At 71.1% G+C, this 12,899-nt stretch carries 13 protein-coding genes and 2 riboswitches; of the genes, 7 read left to right on the forward strand and 6 right to left on the reverse strand.

The window, feature by feature from the left end; translation table 11 throughout:
- Nucleotides 1-142 precede the first annotated feature (142 nt).
- A complete protein-coding gene (locus ACWGIH_RS37455; protein ID WP_453450155.1) occupies nucleotides 143-814 on the forward strand; it encodes a MerR family transcriptional regulator in 672 nt (223 codons plus the stop codon).
- A gap of 28 nt (nucleotides 815-842) precedes the next feature.
- Here ACWGIH_RS37455 and ACWGIH_RS37460 read toward each other — a convergent pair whose 3' ends face one another.
- A complete protein-coding gene (locus ACWGIH_RS37460; RefSeq protein ID WP_453450154.1) occupies nucleotides 843-1,535 on the reverse strand; it encodes a FadR/GntR family transcriptional regulator in 693 nt (230 codons plus the stop codon).
- A gap of 228 nt (nucleotides 1,536-1,763) precedes the next feature.
- Between ACWGIH_RS37460 and leuA the strand changes: the two genes are divergently transcribed.
- Together leuA and ACWGIH_RS37470 are read left to right on the forward strand one after the other, a co-directional pair.
- A complete protein-coding gene (leuA, locus tag ACWGIH_RS37465) occupies nucleotides 1,764-3,572 on the forward strand; it encodes a 2-isopropylmalate synthase (RefSeq protein ID WP_453450153.1) in 1,809 nt (602 codons plus the stop codon).
- Nucleotides 3,569-4,366, forward strand: coding sequence for an ABC transporter ATP-binding protein (locus ACWGIH_RS37470; RefSeq protein ID WP_453450152.1), 798 nt, complete (start codon nucleotides 3,569-3,571; stop codon nucleotides 4,364-4,366). The genes leuA and ACWGIH_RS37470 overlap by 4 nt, the downstream gene beginning before the upstream one ends.
- Before the next feature lie 58 nt (nucleotides 4,367-4,424).
- Here the strand turns inward: ACWGIH_RS37470 and ACWGIH_RS37475 are convergent, their stop codons facing one another.
- Nucleotides 4,425-4,640: an EF-hand domain-containing protein gene (locus tag ACWGIH_RS37475; protein ID WP_363212409.1), complete on the reverse strand. Its 216-nt coding sequence runs from the start codon at nucleotides 4,638-4,640 to the stop codon at nucleotides 4,425-4,427.
- Nucleotides 4,641-4,721: 81 nt separating this feature from the next.
- Here ACWGIH_RS37475 and ACWGIH_RS37480 point away from each other — a divergent pair, with 81 nt between their 5' ends.
- Nucleotides 4,722-5,381, forward strand: coding sequence for a GNAT family N-acetyltransferase (locus ACWGIH_RS37480; protein ID WP_453450151.1), 660 nt, complete (start codon nucleotides 4,722-4,724; stop codon nucleotides 5,379-5,381).
- Nucleotides 5,382-5,412: 31 nt separating this feature from the next.
- Here the strand turns inward: ACWGIH_RS37480 and ACWGIH_RS37485 are convergent, their stop codons facing one another.
- The 4 genes from ACWGIH_RS37485 to gcvT all read right to left on the reverse strand — a co-directional run bounded on the left by ACWGIH_RS37485 (nucleotide 5,413) and on the right by gcvT (nucleotide 9,825).
- The gene (locus ACWGIH_RS37485) at nucleotides 5,413-6,783 is read right to left on the reverse strand and encodes an L-serine ammonia-lyase (protein WP_453450182.1); all 1,371 of its coding nucleotides are present in this window, start codon (nucleotides 6,781-6,783) and stop codon (nucleotides 5,413-5,415) included.
- Between the two features lie 182 nt (nucleotides 6,784-6,965).
- Complete coding sequence (gene glyA, locus ACWGIH_RS37490; RefSeq protein WP_453450150.1) at nucleotides 6,966-8,225, reverse strand: serine hydroxymethyltransferase; 1,260 nt, start codon at nucleotides 8,223-8,225, stop codon at nucleotides 6,966-6,968.
- A 30-nt stretch (nucleotides 8,226-8,255) separates the two neighbouring features.
- Nucleotides 8,256-8,633 (reverse strand): glycine cleavage system protein GcvH, encoded by a 378-nt coding sequence (gene gcvH, locus ACWGIH_RS37495; RefSeq protein WP_453450149.1) that lies wholly within the window; start codon nucleotides 8,631-8,633, stop codon nucleotides 8,256-8,258.
- 58 nt (nucleotides 8,634-8,691) lie between these two features.
- Nucleotides 8,692-9,825, reverse strand: coding sequence for a glycine cleavage system aminomethyltransferase GcvT (gene gcvT, locus ACWGIH_RS37500; protein WP_453450148.1), 1,134 nt, complete (start codon nucleotides 9,823-9,825; stop codon nucleotides 8,692-8,694).
- 36 nt (nucleotides 9,826-9,861) lie between these two features.
- Nucleotides 9,862-9,972, reverse strand: a riboswitch (glycine riboswitch).
- A riboswitch (glycine riboswitch) is annotated at nucleotides 9,973-10,078 on the reverse strand.
- A gap of 153 nt (nucleotides 10,079-10,231) precedes the next feature.
- Between gcvT and ACWGIH_RS37505 the strand changes: the two genes are divergently transcribed.
- The 3 genes from ACWGIH_RS37505 (at nucleotide 10,232) to ACWGIH_RS37515 (ending at nucleotide 12,670) form a co-directional block, all read left to right on the forward strand.
- A complete protein-coding gene (locus tag ACWGIH_RS37505) occupies nucleotides 10,232-10,906 on the forward strand; it encodes an AAA family ATPase (protein ID WP_453450181.1) in 675 nt (224 codons plus the stop codon).
- A gap of 61 nt (nucleotides 10,907-10,967) precedes the next feature.
- Complete coding sequence (locus tag ACWGIH_RS37510) at nucleotides 10,968-11,771, forward strand: enhanced serine sensitivity protein SseB (RefSeq protein ID WP_453450147.1); 804 nt, start codon at nucleotides 10,968-10,970, stop codon at nucleotides 11,769-11,771.
- Nucleotides 11,772-11,896: 125 nt separating this feature from the next.
- On the forward strand, nucleotides 11,897-12,670 hold the full coding sequence (locus tag ACWGIH_RS37515) for an enhanced serine sensitivity protein SseB C-terminal domain-containing protein (protein WP_453450146.1): 774 nt from the start codon (nucleotides 11,897-11,899) through the stop codon (nucleotides 12,668-12,670).
- Nucleotides 12,671-12,899: the final 229 nt, after the last annotated feature.

Genomic DNA, 12,899 nt, shown 5'->3' on the forward strand with positions numbered 1-12,899 from the left:
AATCCCCCAGATGAATGGATAGTGGAGCTGTCCGCTATCCGATAGCGTCACTATCTATGATGGGGGTCGGGAAAGGCAAGGGCGCGGCCGGTGGCAGAGTGGCGGCGGGAGCGCGAACGGGAGAGTCGAGAGTGGGCAGGCCGTGCGTATTGGCGAGTTGAGCCGCAGGACCGGTGTGCCGGTGCCGACGATCAAGTACTACGTCCGTGAAGGGCTGCTGCCGTCGGGCGAGTTGAGTAGCCCCAACCAGGCGCAGTACGGCGAGACGCACGAACGCAGGTTGCGTCTCATTCGCGCGCTCCTCGAGGTGGGCGGCCTGAAGGTGTCCGCGATCGCGGAGGTGCTCGGCGCGGTCGAGGATCCCGACCGCCCGCTGCACAAGGTGCTCGGTGCCGCCGCGGACCGGCTCGGCTCGGCGGGTGAGGCCGACGATGACGCCGAGGCCGCGACCGCGCAGGAGGCGGTCGCCGGGTTGATCGCGCGCCGCGGCTGGCGGACCCACGAGTCCAACCCCGCCGCGGCCGACCTGTCACGAGCCCTGGCCGCCATGGGCCGAGTCGGTCACGGGGCGTTCACGGAACTGCTCGACGAGTACGCCGACGCCGCCGAAATGGTCGCCCGCGCCGACCTCGGCTATGTGGACCGGCGCGTGGCGGTCGAGGACGTGGTGGAGAGCGTGGTGATCGGCACCGTCCTGGGGGAGGCGGTGTTCAACGCGATGCGACGGATGGCACATGTGGACGCGTCGGCGCGCCTGTACGGGGCCGACGGGCCCGTCGGGGGCGAGGGCGCGGGGCGGGGCGGAGGACGGTAGAAGACCGGGGAGTGGGGTGTCCCGCCGTTCAGTGATGGGCCATCAACCGGCCCAGGGTGTCCTGGAGTTCGGCCTGCGCCACGCGTGCCGCCTCCTCCGCGTCCCTCGCCTCTACGGCCCGTACGAGCGCGGCGTGGGCTTCGTCGCCGTGGTTCGTCTCCTCCGTCCGCACGTCGATCAGGTCGAGGAGATTGATCAGGCCCTCGCGTAGAACGGGGGCGAACTCCGCGAAGAGGTCCGTGAGCACGGGGTTGCGGGCCGCCGCCACGACCGCCGCGTGCAGCGCGATGTCGGCGTCGATGAAGGTGGCGTCGCTCGCCGAAGCCGTGGCCCTGCGGCCTTCGAGCGCGGCGCGCATCGCGGTGATGTCCTCGTCGGTGCGCCGCATCGCCGCGAGCCGCGCCGCCTGCACCTCGACCAGCATCCGCACCTCGTACACGTCCGAGACCGCCGCCCGCCGCAGCCGCGTCGGCCAGTCCGTGACCGGCTCCGTCGCGACGACGAAGACCCCGGCGCCCTGCCGGGCCTTGACGAGGCCGGCCCCGGCCAGGGAGCGCAGGGCCTCGCGGACGGTGGAGCGGCCGATGCCGAGCTCATTGGCCAGGGTCGTCTCGCCGGGGAGTTTGCTGCCGATGGGCCACTGGCCGCCGGTGATCTGTTCGCGCAGGCGCTCGGTGGCCTGTTCGACCAGGGGGCTGGGGCGAAGGGAGCCGAGCGGCATCCGGGACCTTCCGTCGAGTTGTCCGAGGGGTACTTCTGAGCGGTGCCGCGTACTTGTCTGAGGAGTACTTGTCTGAGGAGCTGACGTGTGCCTAGTGTAGCCCCGTGATCTTCTGCGGTCTCCTTCTTCTCGGCTGCCGCGGCGGGGCCTGAAGCGACCGGCACCCCGCCGCGGGGTGCCGTGCTGCCGGTCGGCAACCGACCGCGAGCAGAAGGAACACTGCTTCCCATGAGCGCAACCGCCGCCACCGACCTCTCCGCCTCCGCCGCCCCCGCGCGCACAGGCGTCGCGTACGACTGGAACCCGCAGCGCCCAGGTCCCATGCCGCACCACCGCTATCGCCCCTACCAGGACCGGGTCAACGTCCCTTCGCACGAACGCAGTTGGCCCAGCGCCCGCATCGAACGCGCCCCCCTCTGGGTCCCCGTCGACCTGCGCGACGGCAATCAGGCCCTCGCTGAGCCGATGGACCCCGCCCGCAAGCGGCGCTTCTTCGATCTGCTCGTCTCGATGGGGTTCAAGGAGATCGAGGTCGGCTATCCGTCGGCCAGCCGCGCGGACTTCGACTTCGTGCGCGACCTCGCCACGCTCGCGGCGAGCGGCGGCATCCCCGACGACGTCGGCATCGTCGTCTTCACACCCGCCAGGCCCGAACTCATCGACCGCACCTTCGAGTCGATCGAGGGACTGCCCCGCGCCGTCGTGCACCTCTACATCCCCACCTCGCCCGTATGGCGCGACGTGGTGCTCGGGCGGTCGCGCGCCCAGTTGCGCGAGGTCGTCACGGAAGCCGCCGCCCACATGGCCCGCCTGGCCGACGCGCGGCCGGGCGCGGACATCCGTTTCCAGTTCTCACCGGAGACCTTCAACCTGACCGAGCCCGACTACGTACTCGAACTCTGCGACGGGCTCACCGAGTTGTGGGACGCGAGCCCCGAACGCCCCGTCACACACAACCTGCCGGCGACCGTCGAGATCGCCACCCCGAATGTGTACGCCGACCAGATCGAGTATCTGCACCGGCATCTCGCCCGGCGCGACTCCGTCATCCTCTCCGTCCACCCCCACAACGACCGCGGCACCGGCGTCGCCTGCGCCGAGCTCGCCGTCCTGGCCGGGGCCCAGCGCGTCGAGGGCTGCCTCTTCGGCAACGGCGAGCGCACCGGCAACGTGGATCTGGTGACGCTGGCCCTCAACCTGTATGTCCAAGGCGTCGACCCGATGGTCGACTTCTCGGACATCGACGCCGTGCGTGACGTCGTCGAGCACTGCAACCGGCTGCCCGTGCACCCCCGCCACCCCTATGCGGGCGACCTCGTGCACACCGCGTTCTCCGGAACCCACCAGGACGCCATCAGCAAGGGATTCGCCCATCACGCGCGCCGGGCGGCCGAGTCGGGGGTCGGGGAGAGCCAGGCGCCCTGGGACGTGCCGTACCTGCCGATCGATCCGGCTGACATCGGCCGCAGCTACGAAGCCGTCATCCGCGTCAACTCCCAGTCCGGCAAGGGCGGCATGGCGTATCTGCTGCAGACCCGGCACGGACTCGACCTGCCGCGGCGCATGCGGCCCGACTTCTCGCGCGTGGTGCAGGAGGCCACCGACGACAGCGGCCAGGAAGCGAGCGCCGAGGAGCTGTACGAGCTGTTCCGCGCGACCTACGTCGCGCCGGGGCAGGGCAGCGGGGATGGCGGCGAGGTCGAGCTGAGCTCGTGGACCATCGACCGGGCACCGGACGGCGCCCATCGGTTCGTCTGCACCCTCCAGGTCGGCGGCCGTGCGGGGGACTTCGAGGGCGTGGGCAACGGTCCGCTCTCCGCCTTCGTCGAGGCGCTCGCCGCCGCCGGGATTACCGTCGACATCCTCGACTACTCCGAACACGCGGTCGAGGAGGGTGGCGGCAGTGAGGCCGTCGCGTACGCGGAGTGCCGGGTGGGCGACGCCGTCCGCTGGGGCGCAGGTCTTGACACGTCGCTCCTGACCGCGTCCGTGCGGGCCGTGCTCGCCGCCGTGAACAGGGCGGGGGCCACCCGGTGACGCCGCCTCCCGTCCTGCGCGCCGACACCGTCACCGTCGTCCGCGAAGGGCGCCCCATCCTCGAAGAGGTCACCCTCACCGTCCGCCCCGGCGAGCACTGGGCACTGCTCGGCGCGAACGGCGCCGGCAAGTCGACCCTGCTCGGCCTCTGCGGAGCCGTCACCCACCCCACGCACGGCACGGTCGAGGTGCTCGGCCGCCGCCTCGGCAGTGTCGACCTGCGTGAACTGCGGGCGTACGTGGGGCATGTGGACCCGCGCCATCCACTGCGCTCGTCCCTGCGGGTACGTGACGTCGTCCTGACCGGGCTCACCAACAGCGTGGAACCGCTGCCCCGTTGGCGCCCCACGTCCGAGCAGGAGGAGCAGGCCGACCGCCTGATCGCCATGCTCGGCCTCGCGCACCGCACGGACGCGCGCTGGCCCACACTTTCCCAGGGGGAGCGCGGCCGGACCCTGATCGCACGCGCGCTGATGCCGCGTCCGCGGCTCGTCCTGCTCGACGAACCGGCCACCGGGCTGGATCTCGCGGGCCGCGAAGGCCTCCTCGAAAGCCTGGACACCCTGCGCGAGACGCATCCCGAGCTCGCCACCGTCCTGGTCACGCACCACCTGGAGGAGCTCCCGGCGGGTACGACGCACGCGCTGCTGCTGCGTGACGGTCGCGCGCTCGCCTCCGGCGCCGTGGACGACGTACTGACGAGCGACCAGATCAGCAAGTGCTTCGACCACCCCGTGCGGCTGGAGCGCACGGAAGGACGGTGGAGCGTGCGGGCGCCGCGGCGCGCCCGCTGAGGTACGCGGAAGGGGCCCGGCGCTCGTGTGTGCCGGGCCCCTTCCGCGTCGCGTTCCGCTACTTCTTGTTCAGGCTCGCCCAGAACTCGTCGAAGGAGAGGCGCTTGTCCTTGTCGGTGTCCTTCGTGCCGATCACGGCCTCGGCCACTGTCTCGGTGACGTAGAAGTCCCCCATCTTCGCCATGGCCGACTTCCATTCGGCCGCCGTGATGAAGCCGTCGCCGTCCGCGTCGAACTGGTCGAACGTCTTGCGCGCTTCCTCGATGTCCGCCACCGGATCCACCCCTTCTTCGTGCACTGCTGACGAGAGCTAGGGTATCGGCCGTCCGAGGCCGCGATCACAAGGAGTACGCCCATGGCCAGCACCCCTGCGACGCTCGGCACCATTCTCGACGCGGCGGCCCACGGGCGGTTCCCGCCACCCGACGGCACCACCACCGTCGTGCCACAGCCCTGTCACCGCGACGCGGGCGTGCTCGCCTTCACCGCGCACTCGGTGGTCTTCACGGACGAGGACCCGCGGTGGGTGCACGCCACCCTCGCCGCGCTCGACTGCGATCCGCTGGCCGCCACGATGAACCCGCGGTTCCTCGCCGCCTTCCTGGAGCGGACCGGACGCGCGACGGACACCACCGACCTCCTGACCGTGGCCGACGCCCTGCCGGGCGGCCCCGACCCGGCGCTGGACCTGCGCGAGATCGACGACCCCGACCATCCCCGGGTGGCCCGCGCCCGCAAGCGTCGCGACGACGTACGGGTGTGGGCGTCCGCCGGAGGCGGTGTCCTTGTCCTCGGCCGGGGGCTCGCCGGGCGCTGGGAGGCGGCCCTGGAGGTCGACGAGGACGTACGCCACCGGGGCCTCGGCCGCGCGCTCGCCCTCGCCGCCCGGCACCTGGTGCCCGGCGCGTCCCACGTGTGGGCTCAGCAGTCGCCGGGCAACGCCCGCAGCGTGCGGGTCTTCCAGGCGGCGGGGTACCGGCCGGTGGGCGCGGAGGCGTTGTTCGTGGCGCGGTGAGGGCCTCGGCCCTCCACCCCGGCAGCGGGCCTCAGCACTCGATGATGTTCACCGCGAGGCCGCCCCGCGCCGTCTCCTTGTACTTGACGCTCATGTCGGCGCCCGTGTCCTTCATGGTCTTGATGACCTTGTCGAGGGACACCTTGTGGCTGCCGTCGCCGCGCATCGCCATCTTCGCGGCGGTCACGGCCTTGACCGCCGCCATGCCGTTGCGCTCGATGCACGGGATCTGGACGAGGCCGCCGACCGGGTCGCAGGTCAGGCCGAGGTTGTGCTCCATGCCGATCTCGGCCGCGTTCTCGACCTGCTCGGGGCTGCCGCCGAGCACCTCGGCGAGGGCGCCGGCCGCCATCGAGCAGGCGGAGCCGACCTCGCCCTGGCAGCCGACCTCGGCGCCGGAGATCGAGGCGTTCTCCTTGAAGAGCATGCCGATCGCGCCGGCCGCGAGCAGGAAGCGGACCACGCCGTCCTCGTCCGCCCCGGGGATGAAGTTCATGTAGTAGTGCAGGACCGCCGGGATGATGCCCGCCGCGCCGTTCGTCGGGGCGGTCACGACGCGGCCGCCCGCCGCGTTCTCCTCGTTCACGGCCATCGCGTAGAGGGTGATCCACTCCATGGAGCGGGCCAGCGGGTCGCCCTCGGCGCGCAGCTGGCGCGCGGAGTTGGCCGCGCGGCGGCGGACCTTGAGGCCGCCCGGCAGGATGCCCTCGCGGGACATGCCGCGCGAGACGCAGGACTGCATGACGCCCCAGATGTCGAGCAGACCCGAGCGGATCTCCTCCTCGGTGCGCCAGGCCTTCTCGTTCTCCAGCATCAGCGAGGAGATGGAGAGGCCGGTCTCGTGGGCCAGGCGCAGCAGCTCGTCGCCGGTGCGGAAGGGGTGCTTGAGGACCGTGTCGTCCGGCACGATCGGGTTCTCGCCGGCCACGGCGTCGTCGTCGACCACGAAGCCGCCGCCCACGGAGTAGTACGTCTTCTCCAGGACGAGGCCGCCGTCATGGTCGTACGCGAAGATCGTCATGCCGTTGGCGTGGTAGGGCAGGGCCTTGCGGCGGTGCAGGACCAGGTCCTCGTCGAAGTCGAAGCCGATCTCGTGCATGCCGAGGAGGTTGAGGCGTCCGGTGCTCTTGATCTGCTCGACGCGGTCGTCGGCGAACTCGACGTCCACCGAGCGCGGGGACTCGCCCTCCAGGCCGAGCAGCACCGCCTTCGGGGTGCCGTGGCCGTGTCCCGTCGCGCCGAGCGAGCCGTAGAGCTCGGCCCGTATGGCGGTGGTGTGGGCCATCAGGCCCTCGTTCTTGAGGCGGCTCGCGAAGATGCGGGCGGCGCGCATGGGACCGACCGTGTGGGAGCTGGACGGGCCGATGCCGATCGAGAACAGGTCGAAGACCGAGAGGGCCACGAGAAACTCCAATGGTGGTTGGTAGACGCCGTTGTCTGCCGGGGTGGTGCAGAGAACTACGCAAGGAACTGCGAGGGAAAGCGTGAAAGCGGGGCATGGGCCGGGGCACCGCACTCACTGTCCTCACTGCCCAGTGTGCGCGGTGCCCCGAAGGTTCGTACGAAAGAAAGCGTACGAAAATGCTACAGGTTGGGGTACAGCGGGTGCTTTTCCGCCAAGGCGGAGACGCGGGCCTTCAGGGATTCCGCGTCGAAGCCCGGCTTCAGCGCCTCGGCGATGATGTCGGCGACCTCACGGAAGTCGTCCTCCTGGAAGCCGCGGGTCGCGAGCGCCGGCGTACCGATCCGCAGACCCGAGGTGACCATCGGGGGGCGCGGGTCGTTCGGGATCGCGTTGCGGTTGACCGTGATGCCGACCTCGTGGAGGCGGTCCTCGGCCTGCTGGCCGTCGAGCTCGGAGTTGCGCAGGTCCACCAGGACCAGGTGCACGTCCGTGCCGCCGGACAGGACGTCGACGCCGACGGCCTTCGCGTCGTCCTGCACCAGGCGCTCGGCCAGGATGCGGGCGCCGTCCAGGGTGCGCTGCTGGCGCTCCTTGAATTCCTCCGAGGCCGCGACCTTGAAGGAGACGGCCTTGGCCGCGATCACGTGCTCGAGGGGGCCGCCCTGGAAGCCGGGGAAGACCGCGGAGTTCAGCTTCTTCGCGAAGTCCTTGTTGCGGGCCAGGATGACGCCGCCACGCGGGCCGCCGAGCGTCTTGTGCGTGGTGGAGGTGACCACGTCCGCGTACGGCACCGGGTTCGGGTGCAGACCGGCGGCGACGAGCCCGGCGAAGTGCGCCATGTCGACCCACAGCTTCGCGCCGACCTCGTCGGCGATCCGGCGGAACTCCGCGAAGTCCAGCTGACGCGGGTAGGCGGACCAGCCCGCGATGATCACCTTCGGGTTGTTCTCCTTGGCCAGGCGCTCGACCTCGGCCATGTCGACCAGACCGGCCTCGTCCACGTGGTACGCGACCACGTTGAACTGCTTGCCGGAGAAGTTCAGGCGCATGCCGTGGGTGAGGTGGCCGCCGTGCGCCAGGTCCAGGCCGAGGATCGTGTCGCCGGGCTGGGCGATCGCGAAGAGGGCGGCCTGGTTGGCGGAGGCGCCGGAGTGCGGCTGGACGTTGGCGTACTCGGCGCCGAACAGGTCCTTGATCCGGTCGATCGCGATCTGCTCGGTGACGTCGACGTGCTCGCAGCCGCCGTAGTAACGGCGGCCGGGGTAGCCCTCGGCGTACTTGTTGGTGAGGACCGTGCCCTGGGCCTCCATGACGGCGACCGGAGCGAAGTTCTCCGAGGCGATCATTTCCAGGGTGGACTGCTGACGGTGGAGCTCGGCGTCGACGGCGGCGGCGACGTCCGGGTCCAGCTCGTGGAGAGGGGTGTTGAGAAGCGACATCAGGTGGTCCCTAAGGGTCTTCGGGGGGCTTCAGCTGCCGGAGAACTCGGTGTACTCGTCCGCGGAGAGCAGGTCCTTCGGCTCCTCCGAGATCCGTACCTTGAAGAGCCAACCACCCTCGAACGGGGCGGAGTTGACCTTCGACGGGTCGTCGACGACGTCCTGGTTCGACTCGACGACCTCGCCGGTCACCGGCGAGTACAGGTCGCTGACCGACTTGGTCGACTCGAGCTCGCCGCACGTCTCGCCCGCGGTCACCGCGGCACCGGCCTCGGGCAGGTCGGCGTAGACGACGTCACCGAGCGCGTTGGCCGCGTGCTCCGTGATGCCGACCGTCGCCACACCGTCCTCGGTGGCCGAGAGCCACTCGTGCTCCTTGCTGTAACGCAGCTGCTGGGGGTTGCTCATGACCTGAATTCTCCTGTACGCGGGGGAGTGCTGATGGACGAGGCTGTTGTGCGGGGTGTCACTTCTGGCGCTTGTAGAACGGCAGCGCCACGACCTCGTACGGCTCGTGCGTGCCCCGGATGTCCACGCCCACGCCCTCGGTGCCGGGGGCGGCGTGCGCCGCGTCGACGTACGCGATGGCGATCGGCTTGCCCAGTGTCGGGGACGGGGCACCCGAGGTGACCTCGCCGATGACCTTGCCGTCGGAGACCACCGAGAAGCCCGCGCGCGGGACCCGGCGGCCCTCGGCGACCAGACCGACCAGCTTGCGCGGGGGAGCGGCCTCGGCGCGCTCGGCGGCGGCCGCGAGCGCCGCGCGCCCCACGAAGGTGTCGGACTGCGAGGTCTTCTCGAACTTGACGACCCGGCCAAGGCCCGCGTCGAAGGGCGTCAGCTCCGCGGTCAGCTCGTGCCCGTACAGCGGCATGCCCGCCTCCAGGCGGAGCGTGTCGCGGCAGGAGAGGCCGGCCGGGACCATGCCGACGGGCGTGCCCGCCTCCATCAGCGCGCCCCACAGCTTCTCCGCGTCACCGGGGGCGACGAACAGCTCGAAGCCGTCCTCGCCGGTGTAGCCCGTGCGGGCGATGAGCGCGGGCACGCCCGCGACCGTGCCGGGCAGCCCCGCGTAGTACTTCAGGCCGTCCAGGTCGGCGTCCGTGAGGGACTTCAGGATGGCGGGGGACTCGGGGCCCTGGACGGCGAGCAGCGCGTAAGCGTCGCGGTCGTCGCGGACCTCGGCGTCGAAGCCCTCGGCGCGGGCGGTGAGCGCGTCGAGCACGACCTGTGCGTTCGAGGCGTTGGCGACCACCATGTACTCGGGGGCCTCGGTCTCGCCGAGCCGGTAGACGATCAGGTCGTCCAGGATCCCGCCGTCCTCGGCACAGATCATCGTGTAGCGGGCGCGGCCGACACCGATGGAGCCGATGTTGCCGACGAGCGCGAAGTTCAGGAGGTCCACGGCCTCGGGCCCGGAAACCGTGATCTCGCCCATGTGGGAGAGGTCGAAGAGACCGGCCTTGGTGCGCACGGCGTTGTGCTCGTCACGCTCGCTCGCGTACCGCAGCGGCATGTCCCAGCCCGCGAAGTCGGTCATGGTCGCGCCGAGCGCACGATGCACGGCATCGAGTGCGGTCAGACGGGGGGCAGTGCTCATTCGTGGAACTCCCAGGGGCATGACGGGCGAGGTCGATCCTCCCCATCTGTCATCGGAACCTGAGAGGTTCACCACGACCCGTACGTATGAGGGTCATGACTTGCACCTTGGGTGGAGCCGCACAGGCGGCCCGCTTTTCAGATGTGCCTCGCCCGCGCGGTACGGGGCCTGAGAGATTCAAGGGAGGGACTTGCTCCTTCGGCGCCCCGGTGCGTCCTACGACGGCCACCGGGAACTCTCCCGCGCGGATTCAAACGGCCTGTATGGAGTTTGCGCGCACATCATTGCACGCGCCTCCGTCACAGGGCAGTGCCAGTCCAGTAATGCTGTTGTCCCGCATTACCTTCTCTTTACACTTGCCGGGGAAGCTGCGGGAAGCAGGTACGTGACCGCTAAGGGGAGGCCGATCACGGTGCGCAGGACGAGCGTCTACGCGACCAACACGGGGGTGGCCCTGCCCAAACAGGCCGCCGCCCCCACCAGGGAGAGCTGCGGCCCCCTGCCGGCGGCCGTCGTCCGCGACCTGCGGCAGCGGACGGGCCACAGCCCGCACCGACTGACGTTCGGCGAGGGCGACCTGATCGTCGTCTCCGGTCTGCCGGGCAGCGGCAAGTCCACGCTGATGCGCAGGGCCGTCGCGGGCCCGCGCATCGACTCGCAGGACACCCGCGACCGCTGGGCCGGGCGCATGCCGAGCCTGCTGCCGTACGCGGTGTACCGCCCGCTGGTCCGCATCGCGCACTACGCGGGCCTGCGCAGAGCCCTGCGCTCCGGTGAGGGCATCGTGGTGCACGACTGCGGCACCCAGACCTGGGTGCGCCGCTGGCTGGCCCGCGAGGCGGCGCGGCGCGGCACGACCCTGCACCTGCTGCTGCTCGACGTGCCGCCGGACACCGCCATAGAGGGGCAGCTCGCGCGCGGGCGCGGCGTGTCGCGGTACGCGTTCGCGCGGCACCGCAGGACGGTAGGCCGGCTCGTCGGCGCCGCCGAGCGCGGCGACCTGCCGCGCGGCTGCGGCTCGGCGGTGCTCCTCGACCGGGCGGCGGCCGGGGTGCTGCGGGGGATCGGCTTCGGGGGCTGAGCCGCCCGCCGCGTTAGGGTCGTGCCGCAGGCAGAGCGGGACCGATCAGGGGTTAGAAGAGATGGACATTCCGGCGCAGGCGCACGCCCATCCCTACGGAGGATGGCCGGGCAACGAACTCGAAGAGGTGCTCGCGGCATCCCTGGGCACTCCCGGCGCGCCCCGGGCGTCCGCCGGGGCCCGCATCGTCGAGGTGCTCGGCCGCAGCCACGTCTGGGTCCCGCTGCCGAACGGCGGGGCACCGGACAGCGGCACCCTCGACCTGCCCACGCTGGAGATCGACGGCCAGGCCTACGTCCCCGTCTTCAGCTCCGAGCAGCAGTTCCAGCAGGCCACCGGCGGGCGCATGGGCTGCACGGTGGCGCCCGCCGTGGAGTTCGCGCGCGGCCTGCCCCCGCAGCTCGGTATCGCGGTCAACCCGGACGGCACGGTCGGTGTGCCACTGCCGCCGCCCGCCGTCGCCGAGCTCTGCCGCGCCGGGCGCACTCCGCTGGACGGGCCCGCGACCGGCGGCCGCGTACGCCTCTTCGAACCGGACTGGCAGGAGGACCCGGTGGACTTCCTGTCCGCCACCGCGCGCGAGTTCGAGGCCACCGGGATCGTCCTGAGCGCCCGCCGCTGCCTGGCGAGCGTCGAGGGCGGTGACCCCTCGCTGTTCGTCGGCGTCGAACTGACCTCCTGGGAGGGCAACGCGCGCGAGCTCCCGATGGAGGCCGTGGGCCGTGCCCTGGGGCAGGCCCCGGTGGCCTGGCCGGTGAACCTGGTGCTGCTCGACGTGGCCCAGGACCCGGTCGCCGACTGGATGCGCGAGCGGGTCCGTCCCTTCTTCGGCCGGACTCCGGGACACGAGCACGGACATGTGTAAGGACATGTGCAGGTACGTGTGTGAGGGTGCCGTACGTCAAGTCGGTGTCAGGATCGCCGCTTAAGCTGGTTTCATGACCCGGAGTTCCACCGGGTCAGCGGGTCATCGCGAAGGGGCGGTTAAGGGTGAGTGCGTCGGGCACGGCTGCGGCCGGGCAGGTCGAGCACATGCTGCGCCAGGTGACGCCGGGGCGTTACGACGCCTACGAGGCGCTCCTGCGGGCGCTCGCCGCCGACCAGGTGTGGATGCTGCTCTGGCACGGCCAGGCCGGATCCCCCGACGCGCAGTACGGGAACATGGAGGTCGAGGGCCTCGGGTACGCGCCGTGCGTGACCTCCGCCCAGGAGCTCTCCGCCAGTGGCTGGAACCGCTCGTACGAGGTGGTCGGCGGTCTCGACATCTCCCGCACCCTCTTCCCCGACCACTACGGCCTCTGGCTCAACCCCCACGCCCCCGGTGGCGGCGTCGGCATCCCCTGGCTCGACCTGCGGCGCATCGCGTCGGGCCTCGACCTGCTGCCCGCGGGGCCGCTCAGACTCACCGAGCCGGCCATCGAGATCCCCCAGTTCTACGCCCTGCTCACGCAGAACGCCCACCGCACCCCCGCGGTCCGCTCGCTGCGCCGCGCCTGGGTGCAGCCCGCGCTCGGCGCCCCGTACCTGGCCATCGGCCTCGACGTCTACGACACCTCGCCGGCGTCGGTCGACGGGGTGCGCACGATGATGCAGCAGTCGATCGCCGCGGTCCCCGACGGCCTGCCCGTGTCGACGGTCGCGATGTCCGACGGATACGACCCGGTGGCCATGTGGCTGCGCGCCAACGCACGCCCGTTCTACGACCGCGAGGCCCAGCCCGCACCGGCGCCCGCGGGCGGTTACGGCTACCCCGCGCAGTACTGAAACGGCGCCGCGGCCCCGCTCCGGAGGGCCGGGAACCGGCCACCGCGGCTCGTATACCTGCCCCGACCGCCAAGATGTCCGTTCTGATGGCGGAGGGGGTTTATGGGCTCCCGTGGCACCTTGCGACCCAACTGCCCCGTGTTCGCCCCTCGTTCACGTGCGTCCGGATAACGGAACACCTCGATCAGCATCACGGTTGCGCATCCTTTCCCCGTCAAGGCTGGTAACA

Source organism: Streptomyces sp. NPDC054872, from assembly GCF_053610705.1.

What these genes read in the sequence shown, in the direction of transcription:
- ACWGIH_RS37460 (WP_453450154.1), bottom strand. Translation starts at nt 1,535, where the DNA reads ATGCCGCTCGGCTCCCTTCGCCCCAGCCCCCTGGTCGAACAGGCCACC.
- leuA (WP_453450153.1), top strand. Translation starts at nt 1,764, where the DNA reads ATGAGCGCAACCGCCGCCACCGACCTCTCCGCCTCCGCCGCCCCCGCG.
- ACWGIH_RS37480 (WP_453450151.1), top strand. Translation starts at nt 4,722, where the DNA reads ATGGCCAGCACCCCTGCGACGCTCGGCACCATTCTCGACGCGGCGGCC.
- glyA (WP_453450150.1), bottom strand. Translation starts at nt 8,225, where the DNA reads ATGTCGCTTCTCAACACCCCTCTCCACGAGCTGGACCCGGACGTCGCC.
- gcvH (WP_453450149.1), bottom strand. Translation starts at nt 8,633, where the DNA reads ATGAGCAACCCCCAGCAGCTGCGTTACAGCAAGGAGCACGAGTGGCTC.
- gcvT (WP_453450148.1), bottom strand. Translation starts at nt 9,825, where the DNA reads ATGAGCACTGCCCCCCGTCTGACCGCACTCGATGCCGTGCATCGTGCG.
- ACWGIH_RS37510 (WP_453450147.1), top strand. Translation starts at nt 10,968, where the DNA reads ATGGACATTCCGGCGCAGGCGCACGCCCATCCCTACGGAGGATGGCCG.